The organism is Bradyrhizobium sp. RP6, assembly GCF_003837805.1.
Taxonomy (GTDB): Bacteria; Pseudomonadota; Alphaproteobacteria; order Rhizobiales; family Xanthobacteraceae; genus Bradyrhizobium.
Genome location: NZ_RQIT01000008.1, coordinates 17,669 through 34,739, shown reverse-complemented (window position 1 = coordinate 34,739; position 17,071 = coordinate 17,669). Strand labels below are relative to the sequence as shown.

Annotated in this window: 14 protein-coding genes; 3 read left to right on the top strand and 11 right to left on the bottom strand. The window is 62.1% G+C overall.

All coding sequences use genetic code 11. From position 1 onward, the window contains the following. Positions 1-126: 126 nt before the first annotated feature. Together EHH60_RS17115 and EHH60_RS17110 are read right to left on the bottom strand one after the other, a co-directional pair. Positions 127-1,836 (bottom strand): adenylate/guanylate cyclase domain-containing protein, encoded by a 1,710-nt coding sequence (locus EHH60_RS17115; RefSeq protein ID WP_199751529.1) that lies wholly within the window; start codon positions 1,834-1,836, stop codon positions 127-129. 401 nt (positions 1,837-2,237) lie between these two features. Further along, positions 2,238-3,746: a tetratricopeptide repeat protein gene (locus EHH60_RS17110; protein WP_124160627.1), complete on the bottom strand. Its 1,509-nt coding sequence runs from the start codon at positions 3,744-3,746 to the stop codon at positions 2,238-2,240. Between the two features lie 303 nt (positions 3,747-4,049). Here EHH60_RS17110 and EHH60_RS17105 point away from each other — a divergent pair, with 303 nt between their 5' ends. Continuing rightward, positions 4,050-5,006: an MBL fold metallo-hydrolase gene (locus EHH60_RS17105; protein ID WP_124160626.1), complete on the top strand. Its 957-nt coding sequence runs from the start codon at positions 4,050-4,052 to the stop codon at positions 5,004-5,006. 333 nt (positions 5,007-5,339) lie between these two features. Here EHH60_RS17105 and EHH60_RS17100 read toward each other — a convergent pair whose 3' ends face one another. From EHH60_RS17100 to EHH60_RS17055, 9 genes are all read right to left on the bottom strand, one after another. Then, the gene (locus EHH60_RS17100) at positions 5,340-6,203 is read right to left on the bottom strand and encodes a sugar phosphate isomerase/epimerase family protein (protein WP_124160625.1); all 864 of its coding nucleotides are present in this window, start codon (positions 6,201-6,203) and stop codon (positions 5,340-5,342) included. Then, positions 6,203-7,393 (bottom strand): dihydrodipicolinate synthase family protein, encoded by a 1,191-nt coding sequence (locus EHH60_RS17095; protein ID WP_124160624.1) that lies wholly within the window; start codon positions 7,391-7,393, stop codon positions 6,203-6,205. The genes EHH60_RS17100 and EHH60_RS17095 overlap by 1 nt, the downstream gene beginning before the upstream one ends. Positions 7,394-7,403: 10 nt before the next feature. Then, complete coding sequence (locus EHH60_RS17090; RefSeq protein ID WP_124160623.1) at positions 7,404-8,555, bottom strand: Gfo/Idh/MocA family protein; 1,152 nt, start codon at positions 8,553-8,555, stop codon at positions 7,404-7,406. Then, positions 8,552-9,958, bottom strand: a complete 1,407-nt coding sequence (locus EHH60_RS17085; protein ID WP_124160622.1) for a beta/alpha barrel domain-containing protein — start codon at positions 9,956-9,958, stop codon at positions 8,552-8,554. Before EHH60_RS17085 ends, EHH60_RS17090 begins: the two co-directional genes overlap by 4 nt. A 201-nt stretch (positions 9,959-10,159) precedes the next feature. Continuing rightward, the gene (locus EHH60_RS17075; RefSeq protein WP_124160621.1) at positions 10,160-11,008 is read right to left on the bottom strand and encodes an ABC transporter ATP-binding protein; all 849 of its coding nucleotides are present in this window, start codon (positions 11,006-11,008) and stop codon (positions 10,160-10,162) included. A gap of 148 nt (positions 11,009-11,156) precedes the next feature. Next, positions 11,157-12,149, bottom strand: a complete 993-nt coding sequence (locus EHH60_RS17070; RefSeq protein WP_199751527.1) for an ABC transporter substrate-binding protein — start codon at positions 12,147-12,149, stop codon at positions 11,157-11,159. 54 nt (positions 12,150-12,203) lie between these two features. Next, on the bottom strand, positions 12,204-13,013 hold the full coding sequence (locus tag EHH60_RS17065) for an ABC transporter permease (protein WP_124160619.1): 810 nt from the start codon (positions 13,011-13,013) through the stop codon (positions 12,204-12,206). 306 nt (positions 13,014-13,319) lie between these two features. Next, the gene (locus EHH60_RS17060; RefSeq protein ID WP_124160618.1) at positions 13,320-13,979 is read right to left on the bottom strand and encodes a TetR/AcrR family transcriptional regulator; all 660 of its coding nucleotides are present in this window, start codon (positions 13,977-13,979) and stop codon (positions 13,320-13,322) included. A 204-nt stretch (positions 13,980-14,183) separates the two neighbouring features. Beyond that, positions 14,184-15,029, bottom strand: coding sequence for a VOC family protein (locus tag EHH60_RS17055; RefSeq protein ID WP_124160617.1), 846 nt, complete (start codon positions 15,027-15,029; stop codon positions 14,184-14,186). Between the two features lie 212 nt (positions 15,030-15,241). Here EHH60_RS17055 and EHH60_RS17050 point away from each other — a divergent pair, with 212 nt between their 5' ends. Beyond that, positions 15,242-16,135 carry a sugar kinase gene (locus tag EHH60_RS17050; RefSeq protein WP_061878211.1) on the top strand — a complete coding sequence of 298 codons (894 nt, stop codon included), beginning with the start codon at positions 15,242-15,244 and terminating at the stop codon, positions 16,133-16,135. 18 nt (positions 16,136-16,153) lie between these two features. Further along, positions 16,154-17,068, top strand: coding sequence for a ribokinase (locus EHH60_RS17045; RefSeq protein ID WP_124160616.1), 915 nt, complete (start codon positions 16,154-16,156; stop codon positions 17,066-17,068). Positions 17,069-17,071 lie beyond the last annotated feature (3 nt).

Sequence of the window (17,071 nt, the reverse complement as noted above, 5' to 3'; positions counted from 1 at the left end):
TTAACCCCCAACAGCGGACGAAGCGCGGACATTCTCCGAGGTCGCAGGTGGGCCAACAACGGACTCATGCGCCGCGGTAAATTTCATCCTATTTTGATCAGCCTGTCGACGAGGACGCGCACGGGCTCATTCGGGCAATCCCGCCTTCCGAAAACCCTCGATCATCAGCTTCGCATTTATTGATAGTCGGCTCCGACCGATCCAGGCCGATATCGTGAAAGCGGGGTCGATCTCAAGCATACGAGCCGCCGCCTCACGGGCATCAGCGTCGCGCCCAAGATGGGCGAGAGCGGATGCGAGGCAGCGGTATGGTCCTGGATAGGAGGGGTTGTGACGCTGGGCTTTCTTCCCTGCACTGATGGCCTCGTCAAAGCGACGAAGCTCAATAAGGGCAAATCCCATCCCGGTTAGGACTATGTATTGTTGCGGGTCTAAGGGGCTCATTCGCACGGCACGTTCAAAGCTCCGGATCGCTTCTTCCGGCTGACCCGCAACCTTGTAGACCCAACCTCTGCAATTCCATGCACGATATGAATTTGGGTTGAGCGTAACCGCCCGGTCGGACATCTCGATCTCTGTCTCCCAATCACCGACCAAAAGTGCCGAGATCAATGCAGCATTTGCTAACGTATCTGGATCGTCATGGTCGAGTTTCAATGCCATGCGTACAAGCCGAACGGCTTCCCGGCTTTCGAATTGGGCATCGACGGCATAGCTCCTGACCACATTTTCCGCGTGACAAGCACCTGCCAGAGCAGCGGCAGCAGCAAATTCAGGATCAAGCTCCAAGGCGCGCTGGACCAGTCGGAGCGCCTCGGCCAACCCTTCGCGGGTCGTTCGGAAGGCCCGCTGTATAGCCCGGAGATAAAGATCATACGCGGTGAGATCTTCCGGTCGCCGCCGCTTCGCCATTGCAATTTCTGCTTGAAACAACCTGGGCTGAATAGCGGAGACAACGGCGAGCGCGACGTCGTCCTGCAACGCGAAAATGTCCGTCATGTCACGCTCGAACTTTTCCGCCCAAATGTGTGCGCCCGTAGCCACTTCAATCAACTGGGCCGTGACGCGAACTTTCCCGGGCGCCTTGCGCACCGCTCCCTGAAGGACATAGCGCACGCCAAGCCTGCGCCCGACTTCCTTGATGTCGACGGCTTTGCCCTTGAAGGTGAAGCTCGAATTGCGAGCGATCACGAACAACGATTTGAACCGCGAAAGCGCGGTTGTGATCTCCTCAACCATCCCGTCCGCGAAGTATTCCTGTTCGGGGTCACCGCTCATGTTCTCGAACGGAAGCACGGCGATCGACGGCTTGTCTGGAAGCGGCGGGACCGCATTTAGTCTCTCGGTCAGCGCGCTAGACGCTCCAGCGCGGACATCGTAAGCGCGAACTGGCCTGGAGATGTTCTTGAGCTGCTGCTCGCCGCGATCCTCGAAGCTAACCGCCAGCTTGCCTTCGACTTCGCTGTACACCTTCTCGGAAATCAGTATGCCACCCGGATCGGCAATCCCCTCCAGCCGCACAGCAATGTTGATCCCGTCGCCGTAGAGTTCACCGTCCTGCCCTACGATAACGTCACCAAGGTTGAGCCCGATGCGTAGCCTGAAGGGACTGGTGCCCGAGGCGAGATAATCCTGTATCTCAACCGCGCATCTCACGGCGGCCAAGGGACTGGCGAACTCGACGAGCGCGCCATCACCCGTTGTTTTGATAAGTCGCCCTTCGTTGCGGTAAAGGCTGGGTTCAATCAATTCTTGCTTGAGCCGCTCGAACTCGGCGTATGTGGCTTCCTCAGCGCGTTGCATCAACGCGGAGTAACCGACCACGTCGGCGGCCAAGATTGCCGCTAGTCGCCTCTGAACCCGCTGCTCGGTCACAGCTCCTCCGAACGACAGACTAGCCACGCCGCTGCAAGGATGAGCCTAGCACTTTGTTACGGACTTGTGGGCGGTAATCGCGAGAGCTTCACTTGCTCTAAGCAGCGTTTACCTGGCCCATGCAGGGGCTGCGTTCGGCGGCCGCGAATAACATCGTGGATCAGGCTGGGACGCTGACCAGGGGTCAAGCGGCGATAATGACCGCTCAGGGTCATTCGCGACGATTCGGCCGTCAGCCAGCTACGTCCGGTCTACGACCGATAACGGACATCCCAGCCGGGCATTGGAATGGCAGCGATGGCCAAAAGGAGACCTCAATTACTGCTCTTGTCTGCCGTAACCAAACCACGAAGGTTCCTGCCTCATTGCTCGCGAACGCCAGCTTTTCTGAGTCCTTCGATGATGTCGTCGTACTCACGACGAAACTGCGGATTGCTCGAACGTGCGTAGCCGATTTGCCGGAACCACTGGATCGTGAAGTCCTGTCTGATTGCATTCAGTTCGACCAGTACTTGCTGGGCCATTTCCAATTGGTCAGTGGCTCCGTAAGCTGAAATCAGATCTACATACGGAAACCAGTCCCATTTATTCAAATTGATGGAGCGCCTACATTCCTCAATACCTTCCTTGTACTGGCGCAGATGGACATGAGCATGACAGAGGAAAAAACGCCAAGTGCCAGCGCCCGGATCTTTGGGGCTTAGGCGCAAAGCGATTTGAATCGGAGTAAATGCTTCGCGCGCGCGTCCCGCCGTAATGAGTACGATCCCCTTGGATGCATACGCGACAGGCGAATTAGGATCGATTTCCAAAGCCGCGTCGTATTCAGGCAAGGCTTCCTCAGGATTTCCGTAGTTCAGAATGTTTCCCTTGGCTACGTGCGCATTTGCGGTCGCCGGGCGTTTAGCAAGAACTTGATCGATCAGCTTGATCGCCATTTTTTTGTCTTCGACCACGGATTTCGACCAGCCGTAGATCACGCCATCCGCTATGCACAACGTCTTACCAATCATTGCATCTATGTTGTCCGGATCGAGGCGCAGTGCGCTGTCGAACAAGTCGTTTGCCTCCGCATTCATTACTTTGGTCCGAGGACCGTAACGCTTCGCCCAGCCGCGCATGCTGAAATCCACAGCGTCTGGATTGGTTGGCCTGTCCATTTGGCTGCGTCGGCTTTCGGCCTGGATGAGTTCGACGTTGAGTGAGCGGGCGAGCCGAGCCGTGACCTGTTCCTGCAAGGCCGCAAGATTAGTCCGATCGCCGTCAAAGCGGTCCGACCAGACATCGCGACCAGTCGACAGGTCGGAAAGTGATACGTTCATACGGACCCGATCTCCGGCCCGCTGCACCGCGCCCTGTACCGCCCATCGGATACCAAGGTCCTTGCCGAGCGTCTTGAGATCGACTTGCTTATTCTTATAGGCGAAAGCCGTCCCGCGCCCGATCACGAATGTGTCGGGCATTTGCGCGAGGTCTGTCGTCAGATCGGTCGTAATGCCGTCGGCGAAATAGTCCTGCTCAACATCGTTGTTGAGGTTTGCGAATGGCAGGACAACGAGGGACAAACGGGGAGCAATGTCGGGCCGGGCCGTAGCCTGCTTCTGTGTCTTTTGGCTTTCCGGAAACACGTCTGTGCGGAGCGTCTTCCAAACAGTCCAATACCCGACGAGTCCGCCCGCGATCGCACCCACGGCGGCGATCGAGGCGAGCGCGCCCCCGATCAACTGCAATCGTGCCCGCAAGCGACTCTTCAAATTGCGAGCGGATGGCGGCTGCCCCGGTCGTTCCTCATCGGATGCGGCTTTGTCCGGCTGCTCAATATCGGATGGCGGTTTGCCAGGTGGATCGTTGGAGACTTCCGAGTTTTTCACCGTAGCTCCCTATACGGGTCACACGCCCACGCTTCTTATTCTAGCAGAACTGCACGACCTAGGTTGGTCAAGCCTTCTGACTCATTCGCAGTACGCGCAACAATCCTTAGCTCATCTTCCGTCGAGGCTTTACGAGGCTATGAACGAAATTAGGACAAGCGTTCTGTCCGAGGCATTGGAATTATTCGTCATATCGAATTGCTGGACGTTGAACCTCACAGAACCTGGCCAAACATATCTTGTATGCCATCGCCTCCAGGTTGAGAGCCACTCGAGACCTCCTTATAGCGAGAGGGATCGTCCATGTCTTTATCCAGACGAGAGACACTGAAGATTCCGGCAGGAGTAATCTTAGCGTCAGCACTTGCGCGGAGCCCTGTAGCAGCACAATCGTCACATACTAAAATCGTGTTGTTGGGCACAACGGGAGGCCCCCCCCTGCAAGTTGCGCGCGCTGCACCGTCAAACGCCATCGTAGTGGGGGGAGCTCTTTACGTTGTCGACTGTGGTAATGGCGTCGCCCGACAAATAGTGCAAGCCGGCTTGAGGCTTAATGCATTGAAGAGCATCTTCATTACCCATCACCACTCGGATCACAATCTGGACTATGGGAACTTGTTCTATTTTGCGTGGTACTCGAGCCTCCGAGATCAAGTGAATTCCTACGGACCACCCCCACTAGCAGAGATGACGAGTAAATATTTCGAACTGAATGCCTTCGATATCGATATCCGGATGCGCGATGAAAAGAAGCCCGATCCCAGGAAGCTGCTTGTTCCGCATGAGATGACGTCCGCGGGAGTTGTGATGCAGGATGACCATGTAAAGGTCACATGCGTATTGGCCGACCATCCTCCGCTTCCGGTGGCGTTGTCTTATCGTTTTGACACGGATGATCGTTCGGTCGTTTTTTCAGGAGATACTCGAAAGACCGGCGCTCTGATAGAGCTTGCCAAGGGTGCCGATGTGTTCGTGTGCGAGGCGCAGCATCTTCCGGGAGTGCGCAGTGCGCTCGACCAAGCTGTGCAGGCGGGCAGGTTCGATAAGGACACTGCAGCTGATCTTTTCAAGAGCATTTCAGGAAACGCTCTCACCGTCGAGCAGGCGGGCGAAGTCGCTCAAGCCGCTGGCGTCAAAAAGCTGGTGCTAAGTCATTTTGTACCGGGGAATGGTGCCGTGCCCGATCAGGTGTTCGTGGATGAAGCTCGCAAAGCGTTCTCCGGCGAAATTATAGCTGGACGGGATTTGCTCGAACTCTAGGTGGTCGTGGCGCTCAAGGTCCGCTTTGAGTCAAAAGCGCCAGTTTGAGCGGCGCCGTGTCACTTCCGGTGTGCCCTGATCAGCAGACTATATCTGAGCCAAACCGAGCTTCGCCATCGGGGTCACTTGCAGACATCGCGCGAGCGGTCTGCGTTAGGCATCCGTATTTCGCTTTCGGACCGACGTGCAGCAAGATCAAACGCCCACCCTCAAAGAGGATGGGCGCGGTGGTGACTTACGACATGATGACGTCCTACTTCTTCTCGGCGGTGTTTGACGGTGAATCGATGACAGCGCAATGGTCTGACTTTTTCACCGAGACGCTCGAGGCAACTACACCACCGTCCTATGCCGCGTGATGCAGGTGCGAAGCACCTCGTCCATCGGCTTGCCCCACCAGTCGTTGGAGAAGATCTCGACCTCGCAATAGCCGGCAAAGCCCTGCGCTTCGACCGCTTTGCGCACCGATTTGATGTCGATGACGCCGTCGCCCATCATGCCGCGATCGTTGAGGATGTCCCTGGTCGGTACCAGCCAGTCGCAGACGTGGAACGCGAGCAGGCGATCCTTGCCGGCGCGTGCGATCTGGTCCATCAGCTCCGGGTCCCACCAGATGTGATAGACGTCGAGCGCGACGCCGAGCATGCCGCTGCGGCCGGGGTCGAGCCGGTCGCAGATATCGAGCGCCTGCTTGGTCGTGTTCACGCAGGCGCGGTCGGCTGCATAGGCCGGATGCAGCGGCTCGATGGCGAGCGGCAGGTTCGCCTGCCTGGCGTAGTCGAGCATCTCGGCAAGCGCTTCCTCGACCTGCCCGCGCGCCGCCGCGAGATCGTTCGAGGCCTCGCTGCCCGGCCGCGAATATTGCGGCAGGCCGCCGACGACGAGGACGATGCAGGGCGCGCCCAGCGCCATGGCTTCGTCGACGCAGCGCCGGTTGTCGTCGCGCACTTCGGTACGGCGCGAGGCATCCGAGGTGAACATGCCGCCGCGGCAATAGCCTGAGAGATCGAGGCCGGCCTCGCGCACCGCGCGCGCGGCGCGCTCGAGACCGACAGATGCGACCTGGTCGCGCCAGGGATCGATTGCGCGGATGCCGTGGCTGGCACAGGCCTCGATGATCGCGACGAGGTCACCCTGCCTGCGAACCGTCGCCGTGTTCAGCGACAGCCAGCGGTGATCGGACGAAAAATCGCGCATCAGCATTCGATACCGTGAGTGGCGAGCACGGTTTTCATCCGCTGCGTCGCGAGTTCAGGGTTGGCGAGCAGGCCGGCCTTGTCGGCCAGACGGAACAGCTCGGCGAGGTGCAGCGTGGAGCGCGTGCTCTCCTGCCCGCCGACCATGGTGAAATGATCCTGATGGCCGTTGAGATAGGCCATGAACACCACGCCGGTCTTGTAGAAGCGCGTCGGCGCCTTGAAGATGTGGCGCGACAGCGGCACCGTCGGGCCGAGCACGTCGTGGAAGCCGGCTTCGTCGTCGGCCGCCAGCCGCGACAGCGCATAGGACGCCGCCGGCGCGATCGCATCGAAGATACCGAGCAGCGCATGCGAAAAGCCTTGGCTGTCGCCGGCGATCAGCTCGGCATAGTTGAAGTCGTCGCCGGTATACATCTTGATGCGCTTGTCGAGCCGGCGACGCATGTCGATCTCGCGCTGCTTGTCGAGCAGCGAGACCTTGACGCCGTCCACCTTGGCGGCGTTGGCGTTGATGATTGCGACCGCCGTGTTCATCGCCTGATCGAGATCCCTGGTGCCCCAGTATCCCGTCAGGGCCGGATCGAACATGTCGCCGAGCCAGTGGATGATCACGGGCTCGCGAACCTGCGACAGCACGCGGTCATAGACCTTTGCGTAATCGTCCGCATTGCGGCCAAGCTTGGCGAGCGCGCGCGACGCCATCAGGATGATGCGACCGCCGACCTTCTCGACTGCCGAGATCTGCTCTTCGTACGCACGGATCACGTCGTCGAGGCTTTTCGCATCCTCTACCGCGAGATGGTCGGTGCCGGCGCCGGAGAACACCAGCGCGTTGCGGCGCTTGGCGGCGGCAACCGAGCGCGTTATCAGCTCCAGCGACGTCGGCCAGTCCAGCCCCATGCCGCGCTGCGCGGTATCCATGGCTTCGGCCACGCCGAGGCCGAGGTCCCAGACGTGCTCGCGGAAAGCGATGGTCCTGTCCCAGTCGACGGCGGCCGACAGCCAGGGATCGTTGTCGGCAAAAGGATCGGCGACGGTGTGCACGGCCGAGAAGGCGATGCGGTTCAGCGGTCCCTCGAGCTTTGCGGGAAACGTGCGCGAGGCAGCTAACCGATAGGTCTCGATCGAGCGATCGGCCTTCGGCAGCTTCAACGATAGGGATGACATCGGTTGGACGGGCTTGTTCATGCGTCCCTCCTCAGACCTTGATCGGGGCGACGTCGATCCAGCGCCGCTCCTTCCAGCTCTTCAGCGCGCATTCGGCGAGCTGCACGCCCTTGGCGCCTTCGAGCAGGGTGAACTTGTAGGGCGCATCCTCGTAGACGTGGCGGATGAACATCTCCCACTGCTCCTTGAAGCCGTTGTCGTAGGTGACGTTGTCGGGCAGCTTCTGCCAGTCACCGTAGAAATCGTGCAGCCGCTTCTCGTCGGGATTCCACACCGGCCTCGGGGTCGCCTGCCGGGCCTGGATCATGCAGTCGGTGAGCCCCGCGACCGCCGAGCCGTGCGCGCCGTCGACCTGGAAGGTGACGAGGTCGTCGCGATAGACGCGCGTCACCCAGGACATGTTGATGTGGGCGATGATGCCGCCCTCCAGCTGGAAGGTCGCATAGGCGGAATCATCCGCGGTCGCCTTGTACTTCTGGCCCTGCTCGTCGAAACGCTCCGGAATGTCGGTGTTGCCGATGCAGACCACGCTCTGGACATTACCGAAGAGGTTGTCGAGCACGTAACGCCAGTGGCAGACCATGTCCAGAATGATACCGCCCCCGTCCTCGCTGCGGTAATTCCAGGACGGCCGCTGCGCCTCCTGCCAGCCGCCTTCGAACACCCAATAGCCGAACTCGCCGCGCACCGAGAGGATGCGGCCGAAGAAGCCGGAGTCGCGCAGGAAGGCGATCTTCTTCAAGCCCGGCAGGAACAGCTTGTCCTGCACCGTGCCGTGCTTGACGCCCTTGGAATTGGCGAGCTTGACCACTTCGAGCGCCTCTTCGAGATTCGTGGCGATCGGCTTCTCGCAATAGACGTGCTTGCCCGCGTTGATCGCCTGGGTAAGCAGGCCGGGGCGCGCCTGCGTGGTCGCGGCGTCGAAGAACATGGTATCGTTCTCGTTGGCGAGCGCGGCATCGAGATCGGTGGTCCAGCGCGTGATGTTATAGCGCTTGGCGAGCGCCTCGACCTTCTCGGCGCTGCGGCCGACCAGGATCGGGTCGGGCATGACACGGTCGCCGTTCTTCAAGCGGACACCGCCCTGGTCGCGGATCGCGACGATCGAGCGGATCAGATGCTGGTTGAGCCCCATGCGGCCGGTGACGCCGTTCATGATGAGGCCGAGGCGTTGGGTGGTCATGCCGATTGCTCCAAGAGTGATTTTGGCTGTTCGAGCGGGCGCAGCGCCGACCAGTCCGGATGGACCGAAGTCGCAAAGCCCGTTGTGTTGAGCGATCCCGTCAGGAGATCGCCGTCGTGAATGGAAAGCCGGATGCCGCGCCCGGCATCGGCGTAGAGATCGGAATGCGCGGCCGCGAAGGCCTGTGCTTCCGCGGCAGGCGTGTCGCCAAAACCGTCGACATAGTGATGGCCGTTGCGCTCGGCGTGTTCGAGGCAAAGGAGCGCGCCGAGTGCCAGATCTTGTTGCAGAGCGAGACCAGGCTGGCAGGTCAAGTCTTCGCCCGTGACGAAACACTCCGCTCCCTCATCGTCCAGCTTGGCGATGCGGGTGAAGTTCACGATCGACTTGTAGATGCCTTTGCAGGATTTCGACGAGATGCCGCTGTAACCGAGCTTGCGCGCGATCGGCCAGGCATCATAGGAGTCGTCCGCTTCGTCGATGATGAAGTCGCGCCAACGCAAGGCTTCACTGAGCGGCGATTGACGCGTGACGTCGCGCGGCATCGGCTGCTCGATATAGAGCAGCTTGAGAAAGATCGGCTGTAGAGCGCTATCGTGCTCCAGCTGATGGACCAGCGACGCAAGCGCCGTCAGGTCCGCATACTGCTCATTGCCGTCGAGCGTCACCTTATAATCGAAGGGCAGCGCCGCCAGTTCGCGGCCGATACGGATCAGCCGGGCAGCATCTGCCTCGGGATCGCCGCCAAGCTTCAGTTTGAAATAGCGTGCGCCGGCGTTCTCCCTCGGATCAGCCACGCCGCCATCTCCCTCGACCCTGTCGTCGAGGCCGACAGTGTGGCGGATCGCAACCCGTTCTGATCGACACTGATTGGCGAGCGTGAGGAATCGCGTGATATCGCCATCATTCAAGTCAGGCGACAGTCGCGCATCGATGCCGGCGATGTTGCCGGCCATTCCGTCGAAGAAGTTGATCTCCACGCCGCGCAGCAGCGCATCGAGGATGGCTTTGTCGATTTCAGCGGGACCAAAAGCAGCGGCAAGCGCCGGAATGTTCTCTTGTGCACAAGCAGCGACTTGGTCGCCAATGCAAGATGCATGCAGATCGAACGCCGTCTGGAAGCCGGTCCGTGCCAGATAGAGCCCGCGTGCGATCTGAAGCGAGCGTCGCAGACCGTCGACCGTCTGCGCCGGCGACAGCTCCGGCCGCTTGTCGAACCACTTTGGCACCAACAGCTCGGCGCTGGCGCCGACCGCGCTTCCCCTGCCCTCGACCTCGATCTCGGCCCGCACGAACAGCTGCGGCGTCGCGTTGATCGTGATCGCGCCGAAGCGGAACGGCCGCGCGAACTGCACGGGACGTTCGAAGAAGGCTATGTCTCGCAGCTTCAGGCGGAGGGGCATGGTGTTAACTGGCTTCCGAGATGTCGCGCAGGCGGCGGTGCACCTCTCCCGCCTGCGGGAGAGGTCGGCGCACAGCGCCGGGTGAGGGTTTTCTCCTCTGGGGGGTTCTCGCGAGCGGAGACACCCCTCTCCCCAACCCTCCCCCGCAGGCGGGGGAGGGAGCGCACCGATCGTGCAGCTGTCACCGGGATTCCCATCGCCCTAATCCAACGCACCTTGCGAGAAGAAATGCTTGCGGATGCGTTGCACGAGCTCGGTGAAAGCAGGATCGGCCATCACGTCGAGCGAGCGCGGGCGCGGCAGCGGCACGTCGTAGATTGCGGCGATCGCGCCGGGGCGCTCGGTCATCACAAGCACGCGGTCGGCGAGGAACACGGCCTCGGGGATCGAATGCGTGATCAGCAGCACCGTCTTCCTGGTCTCGCGCTGGATCCGCATCAATTCGACATTCATGCGCTCACGCGTCAACGCATCGAGGGCGCCGAACGGCTCATCCATCAGCATGATCCTGGGATCGTGCACCAGCGCTCGGCAGATCGAGGCGCGCTGCTGCATACCGCCGGAGAGCTGCCACGGCAGCTTCTTCTCGAAGCCTTCGAGGCCGACCAGCTTCAACAGTTCCTTGGCACGGGGAAGATACTTGTCCCGCGGCAGCCGCTTCATGTCGATCGGCAGCATCACGTTGGACAGGATGTTGCGCCATGGCAGCAGCAGCGCGTTCTGGAAGACAATGCCGACATTGCCGTGCGGCGTCGTCACCTTCTCGCCCTCGACCAGGATCTCGCCCGTGGTCGGCGGCAGCAGGCCCGAGATCAGCTTGAGCAGCGTGGACTTGCCGCAGCCGGAAGGGCCGACCACGACGAAGAACTCGCCGTCGTTGATGTGGAAGTCGAGCGGCCGCAGCGACGGCACGTCGCCGTCGCGTGTCCGGTATGTCTTCGACACGCCTAACAGCTTGATGCCCGACGCATCGCCCGCCCGGTCGCTCACCAGTCTCAGATGCGCGGCCGGCTGGTTGATATCGACTGGCTTGGTCGCAGGGTTCGTCACAGCCCTCTCCACGCGTCGTCCCTGCGAACGCAGGGACCCATACGCCGTGCCGGAGCGTTCGGGCACGCGGGTTGAGACCTTCCGTAACCATCAAGGCCGGTGGTTATGGGTCCCTGCGTTCGCAGGGACGACAGCGGAGGTTTGTCGCTCACGAGCCGCTCTTCGGCAGGTAGTCGTTGGTGTAGAAGGCCTTCGGGTTCTCCTTGGCCTTGGCATCGAGGCCGCCATATTCGACCATCAGATTGACCGTATCAGTCATGTTCTGGTCGGTGACCTGGAACGGCCGCTTGCTCTTTGTCTCCGCGGTTCGGTAGAGCGGAATGGTCAGCTCAAAGCCCTGCGTCAGCGTGTCGATCTTGCCGCCCTTGGGGTTGGCATCGAGGATCGCCTGCGCCGCCGCCTTCGGCTCCTTCTCGGCGGCTTCGACCGCCTTGGTCGTCGCCGACATGAAGCGGCGGACGAGATCGGCGTTGGCCTTCACATAGTCGGAGTTGGCGATGATGCCGGACGAGACCATGTTGATGCCGTAGTCCGCGAACTTGATCGGGAAGACGTCCTTGCCGGTGGCGTCCTTTATCTTCATCGACTGATCCATGACATAGCCGAGCAAGAGATCGGCCTGGCCGTTGATCACGGCATTGAGCTTGGTCTGGCCGTCGCCGGCGACGGTCTTGAAGTCGCTTTCCTTCAGGCCCGTCTTCTTCAGGAATAGCGGCCAGATCTGCGTCATCGAGTCGGCCGGCGTGATCGCCACCGTCTTGCCCTTGATGTCCTCGGGCTTCCTGATGTTCTTCTCGGCAAAGCCCATGGCGGACATCGGTGAGGTCTGCAGCAGCACGCCGGTCGCCACCACGGGCGCGCCCTTGATCGCGGCGCGCATCATGGTGGGCACGTCGACATAGCCGAAATCGGCGGTCTTGGCGGCAACGGCCTGCGTGGTCGCAGCCGAGCCGCGGCCTTCCTGAATCTCGAGGTCGATACCTTCAGCGGCATAAATGCCCTTGGCCTTGCCGTAGTAGAACGGCGCGTGCTCGCCATAGACGTACCAGTTCAGCATCAGCACAACCTTGTCGGCCGCCTGCGCCGGCATCGCTGCGAACACCATCAGTGCCACGGATGCAGCGCCAATCCACCGTTTCATCGTCACTCTCCCTTGCCGTTGTTGCGTCGGCCGTTGGTGGCCGTTCGTTGCTATCTAGGACGCAAAGATCACGTCCTCGCGCTGGCTGACATGCCAGGGAATGACCAGCTTCTCGATCCGGTCCACGATCCAGAACAGGATCACGCCGAGCAGCGCCAGGATCACGAGTGCCGCGAACATCGTCGGCAGGTCGAAGGTGCCGATCGAGCGCTGCATGACGTAGCCGATGCCGGAATTGGAGCCGACAAACTCGCCGACGACGGCCCCGACCACGGCCAGCGTCACCGAGACCTTGAGGCCGGAGAAGATCGCCGGCAACGCATGCGGCAGGTTGACCGCGCGGAATACCTGCAGGCGGCTGCCCTGCATGGCACGGGCGAGATCGACCATATCAGGGTCGACCGATTTGAAGCCCTGCACGGCCGAGACCACCACGGGGAAGAAACCGAGCAGGAACGCCGAAATGACCTTCGGAATGATGCCGAAGCCGAACCAGACCACGAACAGCGGCGCGATCGCGATCTTGGGCACGGATTGCGAGAACACCAGCAGCGGATAGACGTAGCTCTCCACCGTCTTCGAGCCCGCGATCAGCATCGCGACGGGAATGCCGAACAGCGCCGACAGCAGGAAGCCGCAGACGGTCGCATAAGTGGTCGGCCAGGACTGGCGCAACAGCTCCGGCCATTCGGTGCGGAGCACGGCGACGACATCGAGTGGCGACGGGATCTGGTAGGCGGGAATCTTGAAGATCCGGATCGCCAGATCCCAGGCGACGACGATGAAGACGAGGAACAAGAACGGCCGAACCCAGGCCGCATTCAGCAGCTTGGAAACAGCGTTTTGCGGCTTCGGCTCGGCCAATTTTCACTCCCGGCAGTCTTCTTCGTTGTGGCAAGAAATTAACCCGTTGGATAAATACTGTCCAGAGCTTTCCCTGTGACGTTTTGCGCCGGGTTCCGAAACTGTGGGCGCGGACGCGCTGCAGGCGAAGCGTTGCTGCGCTGAGCCGGGACTCAGCGGCGATGTGCTCGGCGGTGAGATGCGCCCCGGCTCCGCAGCGCACGTCAAAAGGGGCGTGCGCTGCGTCCGGGGCACGAGAGCGGAGTGAGGTGCACGCCCGCCTCCACGTCGTCATTGCGGAGCAAGTCGCCCCATCATGGCTACGGACTACACCGTCTGCGCCACCACGGCGCGCGACTTCGGGGCCTTCGCGATATCGAACAGCGCCGCGGACTGCCCTGTCAGCGCGGCCAGCACGAGGCCAACCATGTGGGCGAGCCGCTCGTCCTTGGCCTTTTTGTCCAGGAGATCGCGGCCGAAGATCACGCTCAGCGTCGCCGAATTGGAGAGATAGAAGAAGCAGAGGCCCGCGATCGAGATGTAGAGCTGCACCGGATCGACGGCGACCTGGAAATCGCCGCTGTCGACGCCGCGCCGCACCACGGTGCGGATCATCTCGACAAAGGGCGAGTGCATCGACTTGACCTTGGTCGAGCGCTTCAGGTGCTTGGCGCGCGCGAGGTTCTCAGTCTGGAGCAAAGACAGGAACTCGGGATTGCGCAGGAAGTAATTCCAGGTGAATTCGATCAGGCGGCGGATGGCCTCGGGGGGATCGAGATGCTCGAGATCGAGCCCGCGCTCCTCGCTGCGGATCTTGTCATAGGCGCCTTCGAGCACCGCGAGATAGAGCTCGTCCTTGTTGCCGACGTGGTAGTAGAGCATGCGCTTGTTCGCGCCGGCCTTGGCCGCGATGCGATCGACGCGCGCGCCGGCGAGCCCATGGGCGGAAAACTCCTGCTTGGCGGCTTCGAGAATGCGCAGCCGCATCCCCTCGGGGTCACGCTGCCATTTCAGAGTTCGCTTTGCCTTCGCCTTTGCCAAACCGGATGCTCGCTGGAGGTTCTCGGGTCAGCGTGTAACACGAGGAAGCCGTCATTGCGAGGAGCCCTTGCGACGAAGCAATCCAGACTGAGACCGCGGAGGGATTCTGGATTGCTTCGCTGCGCTCGCAATGACGGAGGAGAGACCGCCCTACTCCGGTTTTGGCGAGCGCTCCAACAGCACCGTCTGGATTCCGCAGGTGCCGCTGCGCACCGTCATGATCCGCGTGCCCGGCTTGCGGCCATTGCGGACTTCGCTGACGTCGAGGCCGGCAGCGATCAGCCGGGCGCGGGTGGCCTCGATGTCGGCGACGCGCCAGCTCAGGCCCCAGAGGCGGTCATGCGCGGCATCGCCGCCGGCGACCGGGCGGCGCACGACCTCGACGATGAGGTCGCCGCAGCGGAAGAACATCAATTGGCCCCAGTCCTGGTGCGAGCGGTCGAGCGCGAGATCAAGCCCGAGCCGCGCCCCGTAGAGCGCGGCGGCGCGCTCGGAATCCTCGGTGGTGACGACGACATGGTCGAGCGCGTTGATCGGCGCGATATCGGTCGCGACCGATTTGGGGCGCTCATCGGCCAGTTCGAGGAAGAACATGCGCACGCCGCGCGTGAGCTCCGTGGCCGCACGCGTGCGCTTCCAGTGCAGCACGGCATTGCTGACGGCGTCGCTGCTTTCGACCTCCGCAACGGGGTCCGGCCTCAAGGCCACCCGCTCCAGCCGCCGGTGCATCTTGCTGATGTCCGCGACCCGAAAGCACAGGCTGGCGAGCACGCCCTCCTGATCCTCGAGCAGTGCGCGCATGCGGTCGGCGGTGACGCTGAAGCCGTGAGGGGCCATCAATTCGATCGTCATGTTGTCGAGGGTGAACAGCACCCGGTCAGCGCCCTCGCCGGAGTTCTGCCAGGCCGGCGCGCGGGCGAGCAGCGTCTGATAGGCCGCCTTGGCCGCACCGATATCGCTCACCAGAGCGACGATGTGATCGAGGCCGGTGATCATCCTGCACCCTTTTGATCGACTTGGAACCCATGGACCGACAGACGGCGTTTGTCCGGGCTTGGCATTGGCCCGACATGGTCGTATTCCGGCACCATGCTGACCTCAAGCGCTTCGGGCGGCAGTTTTGCGAATAATTTCAGCGTCCCTCCGGAGCGGAACCGGTGCTAGAGTAATCCCGCCGGCCGGGACCACAAGCGCATCACGGACAAGCAATGCAGGCTCTCTTCATCGGACAGACCTATATCGACGTCGTCTTCATCACCGACCACATGCCGACCGGCGACGAGAAGCACGTGGCCTCGGACTACGCGGTCTCCTTCGGCGGCAATGCGGTGACGGCGGCCTTCTGCTGCGCCAAGCTCGGCATCGTGCCCGATCTCATCGCCACCGCGGCCAATGACTGGCTGGGGCGCATGTTCCAGGACATGTGCGCCAAGTACGGCATCTCGCTGCACGGGCGCAAGGTGAACCAGTCCTCGCTCTCCTTCATCATGCCCAAGGACGGCAAGCGCGCCATCGTCCGTTGCCGCGACGACGAGCACATCCACCCGTTCCCGATGCTCAATCTCGGCGGCTGCCGCGCGCTGCATGTCGACGGCCACCAGCCGGACGCCGCGATCCACTACGCCAAAGTGTGCCGCGAAGCGGGTATCCTGACCTCGCTCGACGGCGGCGGCCTGCGCACCAACACGCATGAGCTGCTCGAATATATCGACGTCGCCATTGTCGCCGAGCGGCTGTGCGAGCAGATGGACCTGACGCCGGAGAAGATGCTCGACTACCTCAAGGGCCGCGGCTGCAAGATCGGCGGCGTCACCATGGGCGAGAAAGGCCTCTTCTGGTACGACGAAACAGGAACGGTGCAGGTGATGCCGGCGATGCCGATCCCGCGCGAGCGCGTCATCGACACCAACGGCGCCGGCGACGTCTTCCACGGCGCTTATGTCTATTCCTATCTCGCCCATCCCGGAAAAAGCTGGCGCGAGCATTTCGACTTCGCGCGCGCCGCCTCCACCTTCAAGATCCAGCGCCTCGGCAACGAGGCCGGCTTGCCGACGCTGGTCGACATCGCCAAGGTCAGGCACGAGTTCGAGGTCAGGGTCTAGCGGTCGCTGAGGTCTGCTATGGGACGCGTCTTCGTCGCCGGCAGCATCAACATGGATGTGGTGGCGACCGCCGATCGCCATCCCAGGGTCGGCGAGACCGTCGCCGGCCGCCAGGTGCTGTATTTTCCGGGCGGCAAGGGCGCGAACCAGGCGGTCGCGGCATCGCGGCTTGGCGCGCGGACCACGCTGGTCGGACGGCTGGGGAAGGATTCATTCGGGGCCGAGCTGAAGACCTTTCTCGGCGAACAGGGCATCGACCTCGGCTATGCCGTGGAGACGGCGGAGGCCCACACCGGCACGGCGATCATCACGGTGGCGGAGGCCGACAACACCATCGTCGTCATTCCCGGAGCGAATGGGCTGGTCGGCGCTGACGATGTCGACGTCGTGCCGCTGCTCGCCGGCGACGTCGCCGTCAGCCAGTTCGAGATTCCGCTGCCCGCCATCGCCGCGTTCTTCAAGCGCGCGCGTGCGGCCGGCGCGACGACGCTGCTCAACCCGGCGCCGGCGCAGAAGATGCCAAGCGAGTTGCTCGCGCTCGTCGACATCCTCGTGCTGAACGAGACCGAGCTCGGCGTCCTCGCAGGCGCGGAGCTGTCGGACGACGATGAGGCCGCAAAGCTCATCGACGTCGCGCGAAAACTTCAGGCGCGCGAGGACCAGACCATCTGCGTCACGCTCGGCAAGCGCGGCGTGCTCGCGCTCGCGGGGCGTGAGGAGATTGCCGTACCCGGCCGCCCGGTGAAGGCGCTCGACACCACAGGCGCCGGCGATTGCTTTGTCGGCGCGCTGGCCGCGCAACTGGCCGACGATGTGCCCTTGCGCGCCGCGCTCGCCTTCGCCAATGCCGCCGCCTCGATCAGCGTGCAGCGCATGGGCGCCGGGCCGTCGATGCCGACGGCGGCGGAGGTGGCGGCGGTTTTGGAGCGCTAAGCG